The sequence below is a fragment of the Lysobacter sp. Root690 genome (assembly GCF_001427785.1).
In the GTDB taxonomy this organism is placed as follows: domain Bacteria; phylum Pseudomonadota; class Gammaproteobacteria; order Xanthomonadales; family Xanthomonadaceae; genus Lysobacter.
In genome coordinates this window covers 800,224-819,602 of record NZ_LMHM01000001.1, presented here as the reverse complement: position 1 = coordinate 819,602, position 19,379 = coordinate 800,224, and the positions used below count along the sequence as shown (strand labels likewise).

The following is a 19,379-nucleotide window of genomic DNA, read 5'->3' as shown; positions in this document are numbered from 1 at the left end:
CGTCACGGCTTGACCGCGCGGCTGCGACACCGTGTCGCTGGCGTTTGTTGCGGCGCGTCGGGCGCGCGGGCCTTCGCGCAAACGAAACGGGCGCCGAAACCGGCGCCCGTTTTGAACTCGCTGACCTCAGTCGCCGCTGACCGCGGCGATCGTTCGATCAAGCTTTCGCCACAGCTTTCTTGACGACCTTCTTCGCGGCCTTCTTGGTTGCGGTCTTCTTTGCGACTTTCTTCGCTGCCTTCTTCGCCGGCGCCTTCTTGGCCGCGGCCTTCTTCGCCGGTGCCTTGGCCTCGCCGTCGGCGCTCACGACCTTCTTGGCGGCTTTCTTCGCCGCCTTCTTGGCCGGTTCCTTCTTCGCCGCGGTCTTCTTGCCGAAACGGCCGCGCATCGGCTTGCCGGTTTCTTCCATCAGCTTGACCACTTCCTCCAGGGTCAGCGACGCGGGTTCGCGATCCTTCGGGATGCGGCCGTTGAGCTTGCCGTCGCTGATGTACGGACCGAAGCGGCCGTTGAGCACCTGGATGTCGCTGCCGTCGAATTCCTTGATGATCCGGTTGCGCGCGATCTCTTCCTTCTCTTCGATCAGGAACACCGCGCGCGCCAGGTCGATCGTGTACGGATCGTCTTCCTTCTTCAGCGAGGCGTACACGCTGCCGCGCTTGGCGAACGGGCCGAAACGGCCGACGCCGACGCTGACTTCCTCTTCCTTGTCCAAACCCAGCTTGCGCGGCAGCTTGAACAGCTCGAGCGAATCCTCGAGCGAAATCGTGTGCATGCTCTGGCCCGGACGCAACGACGCGAAGGTCGGCTTGTCCTCGTCCTCGGCGGTGCCGATCTGCGCATACGGCCCATAGCGGCCCAGGCGCACGCTGACCGGCTTGCCGCTCTTGGGATCGGTGCCCAGTTCGCGCGCGCCGGTGGCTTCGTTGCGATCGACCGATTCCTTCTTGTCCTCGACCAATTGCTTGAACGGGCCCCAGAAGCGCTCCATCAGCGGCACCCAGTCCTCTTCGCCGCGCGACACCGCATCGAGTTCGTCCTCGAGCTTGGCGGTGAAGTCGTAGTCGACGTACTGGGTGAAATGGCCGGACAGGAACTTCGACACCGCGCGGCCGACGTCGCTGGGACGGAAGCGGCGGCTGTCGAGTTCGACGTACTTGCGGAACAACAAGGTCTGGATGATCGAGGCGTAGGTCGAGGGACGGCCGATGCCGTATTCCTCGAGCGTCTTGACCAACGACGCTTCCGAGAAGCGCGGCGGCGGCTCGGTGAAATGCTGGTCGGTGTGGATGCGATCGACCGGGATGCGGTCGCCGGTCTTCATCAACGGCAGCTTGCGGCCTTCGTCTTCGTCCTCGGCGGCCTTCGCGTCCTTGCCTTCCTCGTACACGGCGAGGAAGCCCGGATCGATCACCGTCGTGCCCGAGGCGCGGAAGCTGTGTTCGGAGCCGGCGGCGAGATCGACGCTGACGGTGTTGAGCGTGGCCGGCACCATCTGCGAGGCGACCGCGCGCTTCCAGATCAGTTCGTACAGACGGCGGCCGTCGTCGTCGAGGAAACGCGCGACCTGCGTCGGCGTGCGCAACGCCGAGGTCGGACGGATCGCTTCGTGCGCTTCCTGCGCGTTCTTCGACTTGGTCTGGTAGGTGTTGGGCTTGTCCGGCAACGCCTTGGTGCCGAAGTCGCGTGCGATCACGTCGCGGATTTCGGCCACCGCTTCCTGCGACAGACTCACCGAGTCGGTACGCATGTAACTGATCAGGCCGACCGTGCCCTCGTCGCCGAGCGCCATGCCCTCGTACAGCTTCTGCGCCACGCGCATGGTTCGCGAGGTGGTGAAGCCGAGCTTGCGCGAGGCTTCCTGCTGCAGGGTCGAGGTGGTGAACGGCGCGGCCGGACGGCGCTTGCGTTCCTTGCTGGTGACGTCGGTCACCTGCAGCGCGCCGTTGGCGGCGGCGACGATGCGCTTGCGCGCGTCCTCGGCGGTGGTGCCGTCGGTGATGGTGAACTGCTCGAACTTCTTGCCGTCGAACTTGTTTAGCTTGGCGGTGAACGACTGCTGCGGGTGCGCGCACTCGGCTTCGATCGACCAGTACTCGCGGGCGACGAAGGCTTCGATTTCCTCTTCGCGCTCGACGATCATGCGCAGCGCCGGCGATTGCACGCGGCCGGCGGACAGGCCGCGCTGGACCTTGCGCCACAACACCGGCGACAAATTGAAGCCGACCAGGTAATCGAGCGCGCGACGGGCCTGCTGCGCATCGACCAGGTCGCTGGCGATTTCGCGCGGGTGGTTCATCGCTTCCTTGATCGCGCGCGGGGTGATTTCGGTGAACACCACCCGCTGCAGCGGCTTGCCTTCCAGCAGGCCGCGCTCGCGCAGGATCTCGCCGATGTGCCAGCTGATCGCCTCGCCCTCGCGGTCCGGGTCGGTCGCCAGAAACACGTTGTCGGCGCTCTTGGCGGCCTTGGCGATCGCGTCCACGTGTTTTTCGTTCTTCTCGATGACGGCGTAGTCCATCGCGAAGTGATTGTCGGGATCGACCGCGCCCTCTTTCGGCACCAGGTCGCGGACATGGCCGTAGGAGGCCAGGACAGTGAAGTCCTTGCCGAGGTACTTGTTGATCGTCTTGGCCTTGGCGGGCGACTCGACGATGAGGAGGTTCTTGGCCATTGGTACTCCGCAGGGCCCGGGGCGGGGCGCCTGCTCGACAGCGTGTTCTGTTGCGGCGGGCATCGTCGGGACGGGCCCGGCGCTGCGAAGGTTTAAGAAGGCGACGCCCGCAGCGTTCAGCGGCGGGCGTTCAGGTTTCCTCTTTCTAGTGGAATCACGAGCTGGGCGGAGCTGTCAAGCTCGGCCCCTCGGAACCGCCAATAAAGTGGCACTCAATTGCTTGAAGAAGGTGTGATGGATTGTGTCCTGTTCAGCTGCCAGCGCGTTGCGACTCAGCTCGAGAAGGCAGCGAATCCCAGCGCGACCAGCAGCACGCCGACCACCGCGGCCCAGATCAGGCCGGCCAGGATCAGGATCACCAGCGCCACCGCGCCGAGGGTCCGGTTCTGCAGTTCCGGGCGCGCAGTGTAGGCCCAACGGTCGACCACCTGGGTCTTGGCGACCATGTCGTGCAGGCCCTGCTTGCGGTCGGTGAAGGCGATCAACAGGTAGCCCACGTACAGACTCAGGTAGGACAGCATGGCCGCGAACCAGCGGCCGATCGCGCGCCCGCGGCTGAGCCGCCGGCCCTGCGCGTCGACCACCTTGATGCCGACCGCGAGCTTGCCCAGCGTGGCCTGCATCGAGGACGACTCGAACCCGGCGTAGTAGCTCAGGCTGATCGCGCCCATCATCACGTACGACAGCACCGTGTACACGATGAACATGCTGTCGGCGCCGCTGGTCAGCCACTTGGCCGAATCGAACCCGCTGGCGGCGCCGAAGGCGACCATGCCGCCGAGCACCAGCACGGTGTTGACCGCGTAATAGGTGATGGTGACCAGCAGGCCGTCGATCATGTACGCGGCCAGGCGCTTCCAGAACCCGGCATAGACCACCTCGTGGCCCAGCACGACCGACATGTCCTCGGCCACGCCGGCGCGCGGCGCGGCGTAGGGCGAATCGGGTTCGTCGAGGGCCCGCGCGGGGATGTAGGTATCGCTCGGTTTCGCTGACGAAGACGGCGTGAACGATGCGGTATCGCCGACGTTGGCCGATGTCGATTCGGCCTGAAAAGCCTCGGCGGGACTCGGCCGGGGCTCGTCCTGAAGCGGCGCGGCGGTGCCGGCCGGGTTGCGCGCAGCGGCCGCATCGACCGCGTCGTCGGCGCGCTCATGAGCATCGGCGACGGCATGGCCGACCACGTTGTCGACCCGCTCTGACAGGACCTGGGCCGGGTCGGGCGCGGCGCTGAAGCCGGGGTCGGCGACCAGTTCGGCGGCCAGATCGCGCCACGGCTGCCACTGCGGCAGACCGTCGCGCCACACCAGGGTATCGGGACCCAGCTCGCCGCGACCGTGGCGCTCGATCATCTGCGCGCCGTCCAGCGGTCCGTGCCGGTTACGTTCGTTGTCGCTGTAGTACCACTGGGTCATCGCGAGTCTCTGGCGGTCGTGGGCCCGGCTGCGGGGCCGCAATGCCCCGCATGATGCCATCGACTGCCGTCGCGATGCGCCGGCGCGCGCGATCGCGCGCGCCGGGTCGGGCTCAGTCGCGGCACTCGATCGGCAGGACCGAGCGCTTTTCGATGTCCGAACTGCAGGTCCAGCTGCCGCTGGCCGGGTCGTACGACTGTACGAGGTGCTTGCCGTCGATGGCGGCGCCGATACCGCGCAGTTCGATCTGCATCGCGCAGCTGCCGTTCTCGGTGAACTGGCCGATCCTGATCCTGGCGATATAGGTGTCGGCGTAGTCCTCGGAGGGCTGGAAGCCTTCGCTGTTGTTGGCCGGGCAGCTGTCGTTGCTCAGCACGTACTCGGCGACCGAGACCTTGAGGCTGCTGGCGGCGACCATGGCCTGGGCGACCTTGGCGCGGTGGGTGTAGTCCTGGTACGCCGGCAGGGCGATCGCGGCCAGGATGCCGATCACCGGGATCGCCAGCACGGCCAGCACGATGAGCACGATCACACAGCCCGACAGACCCTTGCGCGGCGGCGGCGCGGCCGGACGGCGGTTGAAATGCGCGGCTGCGGCATCGGCGGGGTTGGCGCCGGTGGACGGCCCCGCGCCATTCGAAACCTGGCCATTCGAACCCGGGCCGGCCGAATAGGCCGGTGCCGAGTACGCCGGCGCGTCGTTGGCGCCGGGCGGCAACGGCGGCGGCGCGGGCGGTCGCGGGGTCGACGACAGCAGGTCGCCGTCCAGGCCCAGTTCGGCCGACAGGCGTTCCAGCGGCTGCCATTCGCGCAGGCCCTCGCGCCAGAGCAAGGTGTCGCGCTGGATGCGGCCTTCGCGGAAATGGCCGCGCAGCGCGTCGGCGTCGATCGGACCGACGCGGCCCTGGGCCGGGTCGTGGTAGTACCAATTCGTCATGTCGTTCCCCCTGATCTTGCGATCGTCCCTGTGTAGTGAAGGCCATCGTGGTGGCGGACGGACCCGGTCGGGCGATCGCGCGGACGATGGCATGCTGCCGCGCCGCCGCCCCCTGGGGCGTGCGCGAGACGCAAGAAACTAGCACGGAGAGGAGAAAACGTGACGCAGGCCGCAGCGGCGGCACGCGCTCGGCGATGAACGGTGTCGCGCGAGATCCGGATGGGGCGGTCTGGGGAGGCTCGGCAAGCGCGGCGCGAGGCGCTCCGGATCGCTGCCGCCACGCCGGCAGGGCCGGCGCGGCGAGGGCTGCGCGCCGGCGTCAGACGGCCGGCGCGAGCGGGGTCAATGCACCGGTTCGGGCTCGTCGGCGAACATCTGGGTTTCCATCCAGGCGTACGCCGCCTCGGAGCCGGGCTGGTTGAACAGGACCATCAGCACGACCCATTTCAGGTCGTCCAGGTCGAGTTCCTCCTGATCCAGCGCCATCGCCCGATCCAGCACGAGTTCGCGCTGATCGGCATCGAGGATGCCGTGCTGTTCCAGGAACAGCAGGAAGCCGCGGCATTCGACATCGAGCTTGTCGAGTTCCGGGCCGAAATAGATCCGGGTCGGTCCGCCCACGCGCGGCGCGTTGACGCTGGGCCGTTGCTGGGCCAGCGCATCGAGCCATTCGATGGCTTTGTTGATCTCGGCGGGGCTGAAACCGGCCTGACCCAGTTCATCGAACAGGGGGCCGCTGCGGAGCGAATCGCGGTCGCGGACAAGGTCCGCATCGTCGGTGAAGTAATGCTCGAACAGGTACAGCAGGACGTCCAGGATGCTCTCTTTCATTTCCCTCGGCCTGCGCCGCATGCGGCGCGGTGGGTCAGGAGTTGCTGATTGACCGAATGACCCGCCGGCAGATCGATGCCGATTCGGATTCAGCGGTTGCGGAAGTAACGGCCATGCAGCGCCGCGACGCGACCCTCAAGCTCCATGACCAGCAGCATGGAGGACAGTTCGGCGATCGTCAATCCGGTGCGATCGACCAGGCGATCCATACCGGTGGGGTCGTAACCCAGCGCATTCCACAAGCGCTGGTAGTCGGGATCGGCGTATTCGGCGTGCGGCGGCGCTCCGGAAATACTGTCGTGGCCATCGTGATCGTCGTGTGTGACGCTCGCGTGGCTGGCGTAATCCGCCGGAGGCGACGCCTCGTCGCTGGCATGGCCCGATGTAGTGGGGACGCCCAGGCGCCTGCGCAAGCCGTCGGCCAGTTCGGCCGCCAAAGGCGCTAAGGCCGCGGTCACTTCGCGGGCGCTTTCGACCAGCCCGGCGCCCTCGCGGATCAGGCGGTGGCAGCCGCGCGCGAGCGGGTTGTGGATCGAGCCGGGCACCGCGAACACCTCGCGCCCGCATTCGCTGGCCAAGCGCGCGGTGATCAGCGCGCCGGAGCGCTCGGCCGCCTCGATCACCAGGGTGCCCAGGCTGAGCCCGGCCAGGATCCGGTTGCGGCTGGGGAAATGCTCGGGCCGGGCCTGGGTGCCGGGCAGGTGCTCGCTGACCACCGCGCCGAGCTGGCCGATCCGCGCCAACAGTTCGGCGTTGCTGCGCGGGTAGGCGACATCGGGGCCGGTGCCGAGCACGGCCACGGTCAGCCCGCCGGCGTCCAGGGCGGCGCGGTGCGCGGCGGTGTCGATGCCCGCGGCCAGGCCGCTGATCACCGCCAGGCCGCTGCGGGCCAGGGCGCGGGCGAAGTCGGCGGCGTTGTCGCTGCCGGTCGGGGTCGGCGAGCGACTGCCGACCACGGCCACCGAGGGATGCCACAGCAGGGCCGGTTCGCCGACCACGAACAGCGCCAGCGGCGGGCTGGGCGCGCGCCGCAGCAGTGGCGGGTAGTCGGGGTGGTTCCACTCGATCAGGTGGTGATCCGGCTCGCTCAGCCAGCGGCTGGCGCGGTCCAGGGTTTCGGCCTGCGGCGTGCGCAGGCGGTCGATCTGTTTTTCCGACAACTCCGCCGCCCGCCAGGCGCGCGGCCCGGCCGCCAGCACGGCCGCGGCGCTGCCGTGTTGTTCGAGCAGCAGCCGTCGCGGCGCCGCAGCGCCACCGGCGTCGATCAGGCTCAGCAGGGCGAGGGCGTCTTCGCCGGTGATGTCGGCATCGGTCTGGTTCATGCCCCAGCCTAGCCCGCAAACGACGACGGCGCCCGAAGGCGCCGTCGCGTGATGCTGTAGGAAAAGTCCGCGCGGCCTTGGCCGCGAGGCTTATCCAGACTCAGTACGACGAATCGGGGTGCTTGAGCTCGTAGCCGACCTTGGTCGGACGCACGCCGTCCATGATCAAGGCATAGCTGACCTTGTCGAAGGTGCGGAACACCATCGCGTGGCCGGAGAACTCATCGGGCAGACGCACCCGCGAATGCTTGCCGAACAGATCCTCGGCGCGGTCCGGACCGACCTTGACCCGGTCGGGCTTGCTGGTGCCTACGCGCCAGGTCGAGAACACGGTGCCGTTGTCGATGCCGTCCTTGGAGCCGACCGACAGCGCGATCACGTCGCGCGGACCGCCGCTCTTGACCAGATCGGCGACCGACAGCACCTGGGCGCGACCGTAGTCGAACTGGGCCTTGGGCGGATGCGGGAAGAACTGCAGGTCGTAGGGCTGGGCCTGGACCGGAATCAGGCGGTCGCCGACGCGGATTTCGCGGCCGGTGTCGTCGATCACCAGGGTCGAGGCCTGCATGCCGCCGACGGCGCCGCGGCTGAGCGTGCCGGTGGCGACCTGCAGCAGCTCGTAGCCGAGCAGTTCGCGGCCCTTGTCGGGCACCACCACGTCGGTCCAGATCGCGTCGAAGTCGACCGTGCGCTTGCCGCGGTAGTCCAGATCGGCCGCGCGCATGATGTCGCAGCAGGCGACGCGGTCCAGGCGGGTGTAGCGCTGGGTCGGACGGACCACGGCGTAACGGGTGCCCGGGCTCTGGTCGGTCAGGCCCTTGACGTAGGCGGCCTGGCCCTGGGTCACCCGCAGGCGGTCTTCCTCGAGGCCGACCACATAGGGCAGCTGTTCGAAGTCGTCGACCACGCGCAGGTTCTTCAGGAACGGCTCGATCTCCGACAACGGCACGCCGGTGAGCGGCGCTTCCTGGCGCGGACCGGGCTGGACCTGGGCCGCGGCGACGCGGTCGAGGTAGGCCAGCGAGATCACGTCACCGGGATAGATGAGGTGTGGATTCTTGATCTGCGGGTTGGCTTGCCAGATTTCCGGCCACAGCCACGGCTTCTTCAAGAAGCGCGCGGAAATGTCCCACAGGGTGTCGCCCCGTTTCACCGTATAGGTGTTGGGGTGGTCGCCACGCAGTTCCGCCGCGAGGGCGTACGTGGCAACAGTCAGCAACGCTGCGGTAAAAACCGCACGGATAGGTTTAAACATGGCGGCCATCTACCTGATTCCCCTTCCAGGTTTGCCCTCTGCGGGCACCCGGACTATAGCCCAAGAGCTGCGAACACTAGCAGGCATTTACAGCCTATAACGGGGGTACAATGCAACCAAAGCTTGCGTATGTGACCCACGCCCCCATTTTTGACGCCCATGGCCCTGCTCCCCATCCTCGAATTTCCCGACCCCCGCCTGCGGACCAAAGCAGTGCCGGTGGAAGCCTCGCACGTAACGTCGCCTGCATTCCAGCAGTTGCTCGACGATATGTTCCAGACCATGTACGAATGCCCCGGCATCGGCCTCGCGGCCAGCCAGGTCGACGTGCATCAGCGGTTCATGGTCATCGACGTGTCGGAAGAGAAAGACCGGCCGCTGGTGTTCGTCAATCCGCAGATCGTCGCTAAATCCGGCGAGCAGGTCTACCAGGAAGGTTGTCTGTCGGTACCGGGCATCTTCGCCGACGTGACCCGCGCCAACGAAATCACCGTGCAGGCGATCGGCCGCGACGGCCAGCCGTTCGAGCTGAGCACCGACGGCCTGCTCGCGGTGTGCATCCAGCACGAGATGGATCACCTCGACGGCAAGCTGTTCGTCGACTACCTCTCGCCGCTCAAGCGCGAGATGGTGCGCAAGAAGCTGGCCAAGCAGCGGCGGCAGTCGGCGTAAGGGCCGGGATTCGAGAGTCGGGATTCGGGATTCGAAAGAGCGTTTCGGCGCGGTCGGGTCGTGGCGTCGGTTTTCGTCTCGTTCGGATCGCCGTTGTGACCACGTCTGTGCTCTGAGACCGCAAACTGCGCGCAGCGCTTTTGCGAATCTCCAATCCCGAATCTCCAATCCCGAATCCCCGCCCCTATGCGCCTGATCTTCGCCGGTACCCCAGACTTCGCCGTACCGAGCCTGCGCGCGGCCGCGCAACGCGGCGAGGTGGTGGGCGTGTACACCCAGCCCGATCGTCCGGCCGGACGCGGCCGTGAGATGTCGATCTCGCCGGTCAAGCGCGAGGCGCTGCTGCGCGGGATTCCGGTGTTCCAGCCGGAAAACTTCAAGACCCGCGCCGCGCGCGAGGCGCTGCGCGCATTGCAGCCGGACCTGATGATCGTGGTCGCCTACGGCCTGATCCTGCCGCAGTCGGTGCTCGATATTCCGACCTACGGCTGCTGGAACGTGCATGCCTCGCTGCTGCCGCGTTGGCGCGGCGCCGCGCCGATCCAGCGCGCGATCGAGGCCGGCGACGCCGAAACCGGCGTGTGCCTGATGCAGATGGAAAAGGGCCTCGACAGCGGGCCGGTGCTGCTGCAGGCCAAGCTCGCGATCGGCGACACCGAGACCGGCGGGCAGTTGCACGACCGGCTCAGCGAACTCGGCGCGGAAGTGCTCGGCGACGGCCTGGGCCTGGCGCGCGCGGAACTATTCCCGCGGCCGTGGATCCAGCCCGAGGCCGGCTTGACCTACGCGCACAAGCTCGACAAGGCCGAAGCGCGATTGGATTGGAGCCACAGCGCGACCGCGTTGGCCAACAAGGTGCGCGCGTTCAATCCCTGGCCGATGGCCGATGCGCTGATCGCCGGCGAGCGCGTGCGCATCCACGGCGCGATCGCGTTACCGCTGGAGCATCGCGCCGAACCCGGCACGGTGCTGCTGGCCGGTCGCGACGGCATCGACATTGCCTGCGGCGTCGGCGCCTTGCGCGTGCGGGTGCTGCAACGCGACGGCGGCAAGGCGATCACCGCGGCCGATTACTTGAACGGCCGGCGCGATCTGATCGCGGCGCGCGGCGCATGAGCGAATCGACTCCGCCGCCGAAAGGTCCGCGTGGGCCGCGAGGCGAGCGTGGTGTGAACGGATCGCCCGGCGCGCGTGATCCGCGCGGCGAGGCCGATGCGACACCGGGTGCGACCAAGCCTGGCGGCACCAAGGCGTATCGGGCGAAGTCTGCTGGCGGAAAGCCGGCGGACGGTAAGTCGCCGTATCGCGCCGCGCCGCGCGCCGGCGATCGGCCCCGTGGCGCTTCGCCGCGCCGCGCCGACGACTCGGCCGGCGCGTCGTCAACCGGTAAGCCCACCGTCACCCGGCCCGCGCCGCCGCCGTTGCTGCCCGGCGCACAGCCGCGCGCGATCGCTGCGCGCGTGCTCGATGCGGTGCTGCATCGCGGCCGCTCGCTGAAAGCCGAACTCGCCACCGCGCTGCCGACCTTGCCCGACCCTCGCGATCGCGCCCTGGTCGAGGCGATGTGTTTCGCGGTGCTGCGCCAACCGTTGCGGTACGAGGCCGCGCTCGAGGCGTGGATGCCGCGCGCGCTGTCGCGCCGCGACGGCGAACTGCGCGCCTTGCTGTTCGCCGGGCTGGCCCAGCTCGATCCGCTGCAATTGCCCGCGCACGCCGCGCTCGCCGCGACGGTCGAAGCGACCCGCGTGCTCGGCCGCAAGCATCAGGCCGGACTGGTCAACGCGCTGCTGCGCCGCGCCCAGCGCGACGGCCTGCCGGCCACCGACCCGCGCCATTCGCATTGGCCCAGTTGGTTGCGCGGCTTGCTGCGTAAGCAATGGCCCGAACACTTCGACGCGATCCTGGCCAACAGCGCGATCGCGCCGCCGATGTGGCTGCGGGTCAACGCCGCGCGGGTCGGGCGTGAGGACTACCGCGCTCAGCTCGCCGAGGCGGGTATCCAGAGCATGGCGCCGGCCGCGCCGGCCGAAGCGCTGCGCCTGGATGCGGCGGTGCCGGTCTCGACGCTGCCCGGCTTCGCCGAAGGCGTGGTCTCGATCCAGGACTTGTCCGCGCAACTGGTCGCCGACGCCTTGTCGCCCGCGCCCGGCGCGCGCGTGCTCGACGCCTGCGCCGCGCCCGGCGGCAAGAGCGCGCACCTGCTCGAACGCGACGCCTCGCTGCGGCTGACCGCGCTCGACATCGACGCGCAGCGATTGCAGCGCGTACGCAGCGGGTTGGTCCGGCAGGGCTTCGAGGACCGGGTCGAACTGCTCGCCGCCGACGCGGCCGAGCTGGACGCGTGGTGGGACGGCCGGCCGTTCGATGCGGTGCTGCTGGACGCGCCGTGCTCGGCCACCGGCATCGTGCGCCGTCAGCCCGACGTGGTCCTGCACCGACGCGAGTCCGACATTGCCGCGCTTACTGTGCTGCAGGCACGCCTGCTGGATGCGTTGTGGCACACCGTCGCGCCCGGCGGCGTGCTGGTCTACGCGACCTGCTCGATTTTGCAGGAGGAGAACGAGGCGCAGGTGCGCGCGTTCCTCGCCCGCACCCCGGATGCGCGCAGCGAGGCGCTGGACGCGCGCTATGGCCACGATCGCGAGGTCGGCCGTCAGCGCCTGCCCGGCGAGGACGGCGGCGACGGATTCTTCTACGCGCGCCTTCGCCGTTCGCCGCCCGACGGCTCCGCGCACCCAGGATGAGTGCACCGTAAGCAGCCGGCGCCGTCGACGGCGCCGCCCCGCACTGGTTTCGAGTTCGTTGGGTATCATCCGCGCCATGCCTATCACCGCATTCAATCGAGCCACCCAGCGACATCTGTGGTTGTTCTGGGTCGTCGCCTCGCTGGTGCTCGTCGCCGGTCTGGGCCTGCGCGATCCGTGGCCCACCGACGAACCGCGCTTCGCCCTGGTCGCCAAGCAGATGGTCGACACCGGGGTGTGGCTGTTCCCGCATCGCGGCATCGAGCTGTACTCGGACAAGCCGCCGTTGTTCATGTGGACCCAGGCGGTCTCTTACCTGTTGACCGGCAACTGGCGGGTCGCGTTTCTGCTGCCGTCGCTGCTGGCGGCGCTGGGCACGCTGTGGTGCGTGGTCGATCTGGGCCGGCGCCTGTGGACCCCGCGGGTCGGCCTGTACGCGGGCTGGGCCTTGCTGATCACGGTGCAATTCGTCTTTCAGGGCAAGAAGGCGCAGATCGATCCGTCGGTGGTGTTCTGGATCACCCTGGCCAACTACGGCCTGCTGCGGCATCTGCTGACCGGCCCGAGCTGGCGCTGGTGGGCCGTGGGCTGGTTCGCCGCCGGCATCGGCACCATCACCAAGGGCGTCGGCGTGATCGCACTGCTGATGCTGGCGCCGGTGGCGCTGGCGGCGGTGCTGCGGCCGGTGCACGGCGCGCTGGCGCCGGGCGGCGTCGGCGCGCGGCTGCTGGCGTGGACGCGCTTGCCGGTGCGCGCCGGCATCGGCAATCCACGCTTCTGGCTGGGGCCGCTGGCGTTCCTGGTCGCGGTGTCGCTGTGGATCGTGCCGATGGTCGCGGGCGTGTTGTCCAGCGGTGATCCGTCGCATCAGGCCTATCTCAACGACATCCTGTTCCGGCAGACCGCCGGGCGCTATTCGCGCTCCTGGGATCACCATCAGCCGGTCTGGTACCACTTCGGCGTCATGGCGACGATGTGGCTGCCGACCATGTTCGCGCTGCCGTGGGCGATCCCGGCCTGGCGCAGGCGCCTGCGCCGGCTCGACGGCCGCTATCTGCTGCCGCTGGTGTGGTGGGCGCTGGTGATCGTGTTTTTCTCGATTCCGGCCGGCAAGCGCGACGTCTACATCATGCCGGCGCTGCCGATGGTGTGTCTGGCGCTGGCGCCGCTGTTGCCGGGGCTGATGCGCCGGCGCGCGCTGCGCGTGTTCGCGATCGCCTTCGCCGCCGCGTTGACCCTGGCCGCGCTCGGCGTCGGTCTGGCGATGTGGTTCGGCGATCCGGGATTCGAGCGGCGTCTCATCGTCGAGCGTCAGTTGACCGACGGCGCGCACCAGCTGACCGTCGCGGTGCTGGCGATCGGCGCGTGGGGCACGGCGGCCCTGCTGTGGGCGGGGTGGAAGCGGCCGTACCACGGCTTGATTGCGACCCTGGCCGGGCTGTGGGTGCTGTACGGCCTGCTGATTCCGCCGATTTTCAACGATGCCTCGTCCGCCCGCGGCGTGATGACCCGGGTCGCGCACACGATCGGGCCGGACGCGGAACTCGGCCTGGTGGGTTGGCGGGTGCAGAACATGCTGATGAGCCCGCCGGGCACCAAGGACTTCGGCTACTCGGTGCCGTGGAACCAGCAATTGGCGATGGGTCTGGCCTGGCAGGCGCAGTCGCCGCAACGGCGCTGGTTGCTGATCCAGGAGCCGGCGGTGCCCGACTGCGTCGATCGCAGCCAGGCCAAGGTCGGTGTCTCCAATCGGCGCAACTGGTGGCTGGTGCCGTATTCGGCGCGGGTCACCTGTTCCGCCGCGCCGGCGATCAGCGGGATAGACAAAGCTGACCTGGACTGAGTCCGTGCCCGCATCGCCAATGCCCTTGCCCGAATCGCGCGCCCACCCGACCGCCGACGCCGCCATCGCGAGCGCACAATCGCCGCGCGTGCGCAGGGCGCGGCGGGTGCTCGAGATCGGCTTGTTCTGCCTGCCGGCGCTGCTGATCTCCACGCCCTGGGGGCTGACCCCGTTCACCGCGTTCGCCCTGGCCGCGCTGCTGATGGCGCCCGATCAGCTGGCGCGCGGCAAGCGCGAGATCGGCCGTTCGCTGCGGCTGTTGCTGGCGCTGGTGCTGGCGGTGACGGCGGTGGTGGTGATCTCGAAGTTCGTCTTCGACGTGCGCTGGCGCGAGGTCGACAACCGGCTGCGCTTGCTGACCCTGCCGTTCTTCGCGTTGATGGTCTATGCCTACCGGCCTTCGCGGCGCTGGCTGTGGGCCGGGGCGCTGGCCGGGCTGGTCGGCGCGTTCGCGGTCGCGGCCTGGCAGGTGGGCAACGGCGTGGATCGCGCGCTGGGCTGGACCGACAACGCGATCATGTTCGCCGACGCCTTGATCGCATTGATCGTGCTGGCGGTGTTCTGCCGTCCGCCCGGCGAGTTGCTGTGGACGACCGTGGCCTGCGCGATCGGCATCGGCGCGGTGGCCCTGAGCGGCAGCCGCGGTATCTGGCCGGGGCTGGGGCTGGTGCTGGTGATCGGCCTGCTGGTCAGCGCCGGCCGCGCCCGCAAGTTGTTGCTGAGCTTGCTGGCGGTGCTGGCGCTGGCGGTGATCGCGTCGTGGTGGATTCCGCCGCTGGCCGAGCAGACCCGGATCGAGGAATTGCGCTCGGACGTCGACCGCTACATGGAAGGCGACGCCGCATCCTCGCTGGGTGAGCGCCTGGTGCTGCTGTCGCTGGCCGGCGAAACCTTCGCCGAGCACCCGGTCACCGGCATCGGCGTGGGCAGTTTCGGTCGCGCGGTGCGCGATCTGCCGCAATGCCAGCCGCCGGCGCCGCGTCCCGGATTGTGCAGGCTCGGTCATGCCCACAGCGATGTGCCCGAATGGGCGGCGACCATGGGCGTGCCGGGGCTGCTGGCGATCCTCGGCGTTTATCTGCTGCCGTTGTTCTTGTTCGCGCGACGCCTGCGCGAGCTGCCGACAGGACGCGCGCGCAGCGCGGCGCTGGCCGGCCTGGTGCTGGTGCTGGTCTATCTCGCCTGCGGCCTGACTCAATCGATGTTCGCGCACCAACTGATCGCGTCGTTCTACGCGGTGGCGATCGGCACGCTGTACGGCTTCGCCTTGCGCGAAGCCCGTGATGCCAAGGTCGCGATGGGACTCAAGCCCGCGCTTGCGTGACGCCTTACCGGTCTGCCTCGCCGGTGTCGATCGAGAGTGAGTCCGCCGCTGCCATGCCATTGGCGCTGCATTGAACGCCGCGCCCCGGTTCTGCATCGGCCGCTGCAAAAAGCGGCCACAGGCCTGAATCGCCGCGCATTCCGGCGCGGTAACGAGGCCGGGTCGAGATTGGCGGCCTCGGCCCATCGGGTATGATTCGGGCATGGTCGAACTGCCGTTTTCCCTGATCGTCATCACTCACAACGAGGCGGCCAATATCGCGGCCTGTCTCGACAGTGTTCCGTTCGCGGCCGAGAAGCTGGTGGTCGACAGCGGCAGCGACGACGACACCGTCGCCATCGCCCAGGCGCACGGCGCGCGGGTGGTGCATCAGGACTGGCTGGGCTTCGGCCCGCAACGCAACGCCGCCGCCGCGCATTCGCGGCACGACTGGATCCTGTTTCTCGACGCCGACGAATCGTTGACGCCGCAGTTGAGCGCCGAACTGCGCGAGCGCCTGCCCGAGTTGCTGAGCTCTCAGGCCGCGGTCGCGATCCTGCGCCGGCGCACCTCCTACATGGGCGCGCCGATGCGCTGGTACCGGCCGATGCGCGGCGAGCGCCTGGCGCGGCTGTATCACCGCGGCCGCGCGCGCTGGACCGACGCGCGCGTGCACGAGTCGCTGCGCTGGGACGGCGAATCGGTCGATTTCAAGGCGCCGTTCGATCACGCGCACAACCCGACCCTGGCGCACAAGCACCTCAAGGTGCTCCGTTACGCCGAACTCAAATGCCTGGACTGGAACGACAAGAACCGCCCGGTGCGGATGTGGCAGACGCCGCTCGTGTACCTGTCGGCGTTCCTGCGCGACTACGTGATGCGGCTGGCGATCCTCGACGGATGGCGCGGCCTGATCGTGTCGCATGTCGCCGCCGCCTACGCGGTGTACAAACGCATCCGCTATTACGAAATGCGGCGCAATCCCGCGTCGATCGAACAGGCGCGCACGGTGTTGCGGCGCCACGGACTTGATCGCTGACCATGCCAAAACACTATCTTCTCTACGGTTCCGAGCGTTACGCGCTGGCGATCCTGCGGCCGCTGCAGCGCGCGATCCGCGCGCGCGGCGACGAAGCCGCGTGGTTCTTCGACGGCCCCGGCGCGGAAGATCTGGTCGAAGGCGAGCGTCTGCTGAGCGTGGCCGAAGTGCGGCGCTGGCGGCCCGAAGCGGTCATCACCTCCAGCAATGCCGTGCCGCATTTCTTTCCCGGCGTGAAGGTCGAAACCTTCCACGGCTTCGATGCCGGCAAGCCCCGGCATATCTATATCCGCGGCTTCTTCGACCTGTACTGCACCACCGGGCCGCGCGACACCGCCAAGTTCGGCGAGATCGCCGACCGCGTCGGCCACTTCAGCGTGGTCGAAACCGGCTGGCCCAAGCTCGACCCGTTCGCCGATCAGTTGTCCGGCCAGCCCGAACCGCTGCGCCAGCCGCCGACGATCCTGTACCACTCGACCTTCTCGCCGTCGTGGAGCGCCGCCGAGACGCTGTACGAAGAGGTCAAGCGGATGTCGCGCGACGGCAGCAAGCGCTGGATCGTGACCTTCCATCCGAAAATGAATCCCGACACCGTCGCGCGCTACAAGGCGCTGCAGAACGAACACCTGACCTTCGCCGAGAACGACAACATCTTCGAACTGTTCGCCCAGGTCGACATGATGTGTTCGGACACCTCCTCGGCGCTCAACGAATTCCTGCTCACCGGCAAGCCGGTGGTGACCTTCCGCAACCGCCGTCCCGGCCCGCAGCTGATCGACATCCAGGAAGTTGACCAGTTCGAGCCGGCGATCGAGCGCGCCTTGGCGCGGCCCGCGGAGTTGATGCAGGCGATCCGCGAATATGGTCAGGCGATTCATCCGTATCACGACGGACGTTCCAGCGAACGCGTGCTCGAAGCGATCGACGAGTTCATCGCCCGCGGCGGCGTCAACCGCAAGCGCAAGCCCCTCAACTGGTGGCGCAAGCTGAAGCTTCGCCGCCGCATCGGCTACTGGGGATCGGCGCGCTGATCGCCTAGGCGGCCCGCGCGATCCGCGCGGGTGGTTGCTGCATCCACGCTCGCCGCGATGGGCGGCATCGTGGACTGGCGCCGGTCGCGCGTTACCAGCGCAACGGCCGTTTCGACAGCGTCGCGGCCAGCGTCTCGTAGATGCGCCGGGCGTCGGCTTCCGGCAGAAAACGGATCCGCAGCGGCGGCGCCAGGGTGCCGGCGCCGGCGGTGTCCAGCCACAAGGTCGCGGTGCCACAGCGCCGGTCGATCGGCGAACGCTTGATCTGCAGCGCCTGCAGTTTGTCGAGTTCGGCGAAACGCCAATAGCGATGCCACCAGCCCTCGCGCACCGCGATCAGATCTTCGCTGTAGGCATAACCGATCCGCTGCGCGCGCCGGCGCGCCTTGAACGCGGTCCACGGCAGCCACAGCAGGGCGAGCAGGCCCCACGCGCCCAGGTGCCAATACAACGCGACCGTCGCCAGCACGGTCCACGGCACGTCCGGCAGGAACAGCCGCCACCAGGTCGCGCCGGGCAGCGCCTGCCATTGCAGCCGATCCCAGTGCGCGCGCGGCAGCAGATGTTCGACCAGCGCATCGCAGGCCGCCGGCGTCGCGATCGGCGCCAGGTCCTTGAGCGCGCGGCCCTCGTCGCCCTCGTCCGCGCCGACCGTGTCCACCGCCAGCCGGCGACGGCCGAGCAGACGATGCATCAGGCCTTCTTCCAAGGTCCACGCCTGGATCCGCCGACGCGGCACGGTGGTGCGCCAACGCCCGAGCAGGCCGCGTTCGGCGGTCAGCCGGCGGCCTTGTTCGCTCAGTTCGAAACCGTGGTAACGCAGCAGCGCCAACGCGATCGACAAGGTCTTCAGTGCGACCGCGGTCGCACCGATCACGCCGATCGCCAGCAACGCATAACCGGCCGTGTCGAAGTGGTGCACGTCGACATGGCCCGAGACCCAGCGCAGGCCCTGACGCAGCATGCGTTCGGGGATGCGGCCGTTGACGTCGGGCACCATCTGCGACAGCGCGGCCAAGCCCGCGCCGACCAGCACCAGGCCGCCGTTGGAGACCAGCCCGAGCCGCAGCACGTCGGCCGTGCTGAGCCGCAACAGGACGTCGGCGCGCTCCTCGACCGCTTCGGCCGCGCTCACGCCGCGCCGGCGCACCAGCGACTCCAGCGCCAGCGCATCGTCGAGCTTGAGCACGCGCATATGCGCTTCGGCCTCTTTACTGCCGGCCGATTCCAGCCGCACTTCGGCCACGCCGAACAAACGATGCAGGACGTTCTGATGCAGCGCCACGTTCTGGATGCGCACGAACGGGATCACCCGCAGGCTGCGGTTCAACAGGCCGCTGCGCACCACCACGCTGTCGCCGCCGATGCCGTAGCGATAAGTGAAATAGCGCCACAGCGACACCAGTACCAGCACGCCGACGCCGATCAGCGACCACAGCTCGTTGCGATCGCCGCGGCCGAAGAACAGCAGCGCCAGCAGCGGCACGATGAACTGGCGCAGTTGCTGGATCAGCACGAACAGCCACGACATCGGATGCAGGCGGCGGTCGGCGTCGACCGCCGCGGCCGGATTGGCGTTCGTTGCGTTGACGCTTGCGGGCGCGGCGGATCCGGCCGGCGCGGCAGGCTCGATCTCGGACGCGCTCATCAGGCGTCGTCGTCTTCGTGATCGAGCTGGCGGCCCAGGCGCTCGCGCAGGCGTTGGGCGTCGTCGGCATCGAGATGGTCGATCGAGACCGCGCTGTGGCGGGTGCCGGCGGTGTGCACGACCAGGGTCGACAGCCGGCGCATGCGTTGCAGTGGGCCGTGCTTGAGGTCGAGATGCTGCACCCGGGTCAGCGGTACCAGCGTTTCGCGTTGCCAGGCCACGCCGCGGCGCACCGCGAAGCCGTAGTCGTCCAATCGCCACAGGGTGTTGCGATAACGGCGGAAGCCGATCCACATGCCGATGCCGGCGCCGAACAGCGCGCCGGCCAGGCCGCTGGCGAGGCCGGCATAGCGGCCCAGGGTGAGCACGCCGACGATGGTGCCGGCGATGCCGAACACGAATGCCAGCGACAGGCTGATGTCGATCGTGCACAGCGGGATCGCGCGCGCCGGCAGCCGCTGCCATTCGCCGTCGGCGGCGACCGGCGGCGCGGGCGGAGCCGACGCGGGCTCGGTCTGGGCGGCCGATGCGGAGGCGGGCGCTGCGTCGTCGTGATCGGTCTGCGTCATCCTGCGGCCATCGGGCGAGTCAGCTTGCAGTGTAGTCGTCGGCGCGGGGCGTGGAACGGCATCGACACGCGCGCGTGCGGCGATGTTTGATCGTGC

Annotated in this window: 15 protein-coding genes; 7 read left to right on the top strand and 8 right to left on the bottom strand. The window is 68.6% G+C overall.

Annotated elements, in window-relative coordinates:
- Positions 1 to 157 precede the first annotated feature (157 nt).
- The 6 genes from ASD86_RS03555 to ASD86_RS03530 form a co-directional block, all read right to left on the bottom strand.
- Positions 158 to 2,674: a DNA topoisomerase I gene (locus ASD86_RS03555; protein WP_056106835.1), complete on the bottom strand. Its 2,517-nt coding sequence runs from the start codon at positions 2,672 to 2,674 to the stop codon at positions 158 to 160.
- 272 nt (positions 2,675 to 2,946) lie between these two features.
- On the bottom strand, positions 2,947 to 4,089 hold the full coding sequence (locus tag ASD86_RS03550) for an RDD family protein (RefSeq protein ID WP_056106833.1): 1,143 nt from the start codon (positions 4,087 to 4,089) through the stop codon (positions 2,947 to 2,949).
- 112 nt (positions 4,090 to 4,201) lie between these two features.
- The gene (locus ASD86_RS03545; RefSeq protein ID WP_056106831.1) at positions 4,202 to 5,026 is read right to left on the bottom strand and encodes a pilin; all 825 of its coding nucleotides are present in this window, start codon (positions 5,024 to 5,026) and stop codon (positions 4,202 to 4,204) included.
- 342 nt (positions 5,027 to 5,368) lie between these two features.
- Positions 5,369 to 5,857: a DUF494 family protein gene (locus ASD86_RS03540; protein WP_036105793.1), complete on the bottom strand. Its 489-nt coding sequence runs from the start codon at positions 5,855 to 5,857 to the stop codon at positions 5,369 to 5,371.
- Between the two features lie 89 nt (positions 5,858 to 5,946).
- Positions 5,947 to 7,179, bottom strand: a complete 1,233-nt coding sequence (gene dprA / locus ASD86_RS03535) for a DNA-processing protein DprA (protein ID WP_056106829.1) — start codon at positions 7,177 to 7,179, stop codon at positions 5,947 to 5,949.
- Between the two features lie 100 nt (positions 7,180 to 7,279).
- Positions 7,280 to 8,434, bottom strand: coding sequence for a LysM peptidoglycan-binding domain-containing protein (locus tag ASD86_RS03530; RefSeq protein WP_056107153.1), 1,155 nt, complete (start codon positions 8,432 to 8,434; stop codon positions 7,280 to 7,282).
- A gap of 159 nt (positions 8,435 to 8,593) precedes the next feature.
- Here ASD86_RS03530 and def point away from each other — a divergent pair, with 159 nt between their 5' ends.
- The 7 genes from def to ASD86_RS03495 all read left to right on the top strand — a co-directional run bounded on the left by def (position 8,594) and on the right by ASD86_RS03495 (position 17,066).
- Positions 8,594 to 9,106, top strand: coding sequence for a peptide deformylase (def, locus tag ASD86_RS03525; protein ID WP_036105800.1), 513 nt, complete (start codon positions 8,594 to 8,596; stop codon positions 9,104 to 9,106).
- 186 nt (positions 9,107 to 9,292) lie between these two features.
- Entirely contained in the window at positions 9,293 to 10,222 is a 930-nt protein-coding gene (gene fmt, locus ASD86_RS03520; RefSeq protein ID WP_056106827.1) for a methionyl-tRNA formyltransferase, read from the top strand.
- Between the two features lie 305 nt (positions 10,223 to 10,527).
- On the top strand, positions 10,528 to 11,850 hold the full coding sequence (gene rsmB, locus ASD86_RS03515; RefSeq protein ID WP_056107151.1) for a 16S rRNA (cytosine(967)-C(5))-methyltransferase RsmB: 1,323 nt from the start codon (positions 10,528 to 10,530) through the stop codon (positions 11,848 to 11,850).
- 76 nt (positions 11,851 to 11,926) lie between these two features.
- Positions 11,927 to 13,693, top strand: a complete 1,767-nt coding sequence (locus ASD86_RS03510) for a glycosyltransferase family 39 protein (protein ID WP_056106826.1) — start codon at positions 11,927 to 11,929, stop codon at positions 13,691 to 13,693.
- Positions 13,694 to 13,697: 4 nt separating this feature from the next.
- Positions 13,698 to 15,017, top strand: a complete 1,320-nt coding sequence (locus ASD86_RS03505) for an O-antigen ligase family protein (protein ID WP_157476077.1) — start codon at positions 13,698 to 13,700, stop codon at positions 15,015 to 15,017.
- A gap of 202 nt (positions 15,018 to 15,219) precedes the next feature.
- A complete protein-coding gene (locus ASD86_RS03500; protein ID WP_056106822.1) occupies positions 15,220 to 16,035 on the top strand; it encodes a glycosyltransferase family 2 protein in 816 nt (271 codons plus the stop codon).
- Positions 16,036 to 16,037: 2 nt separating this feature from the next.
- Positions 16,038 to 17,066 carry a UDP-N-acetylglucosamine 2-epimerase gene (locus ASD86_RS03495; RefSeq protein WP_056106820.1) on the top strand — a complete coding sequence of 343 codons (1,029 nt, stop codon included), beginning with the start codon at positions 16,038 to 16,040 and terminating at the stop codon, positions 17,064 to 17,066.
- A gap of 91 nt (positions 17,067 to 17,157) precedes the next feature.
- Here ASD86_RS03495 and ASD86_RS03490 read toward each other — a convergent pair whose 3' ends face one another.
- Positions 17,158 to 18,597, bottom strand: a complete 1,440-nt coding sequence (locus tag ASD86_RS03490) for a PH domain-containing protein (RefSeq protein ID WP_056107147.1) — start codon at positions 18,595 to 18,597, stop codon at positions 17,158 to 17,160.
- Positions 18,598 to 18,713: 116 nt separating this feature from the next.
- Positions 18,714 to 19,283, bottom strand: coding sequence for a PH domain-containing protein (locus ASD86_RS03485; protein WP_056106818.1), 570 nt, complete (start codon positions 19,281 to 19,283; stop codon positions 18,714 to 18,716).
- Positions 19,284 to 19,379: the final 96 nt, after the last annotated feature.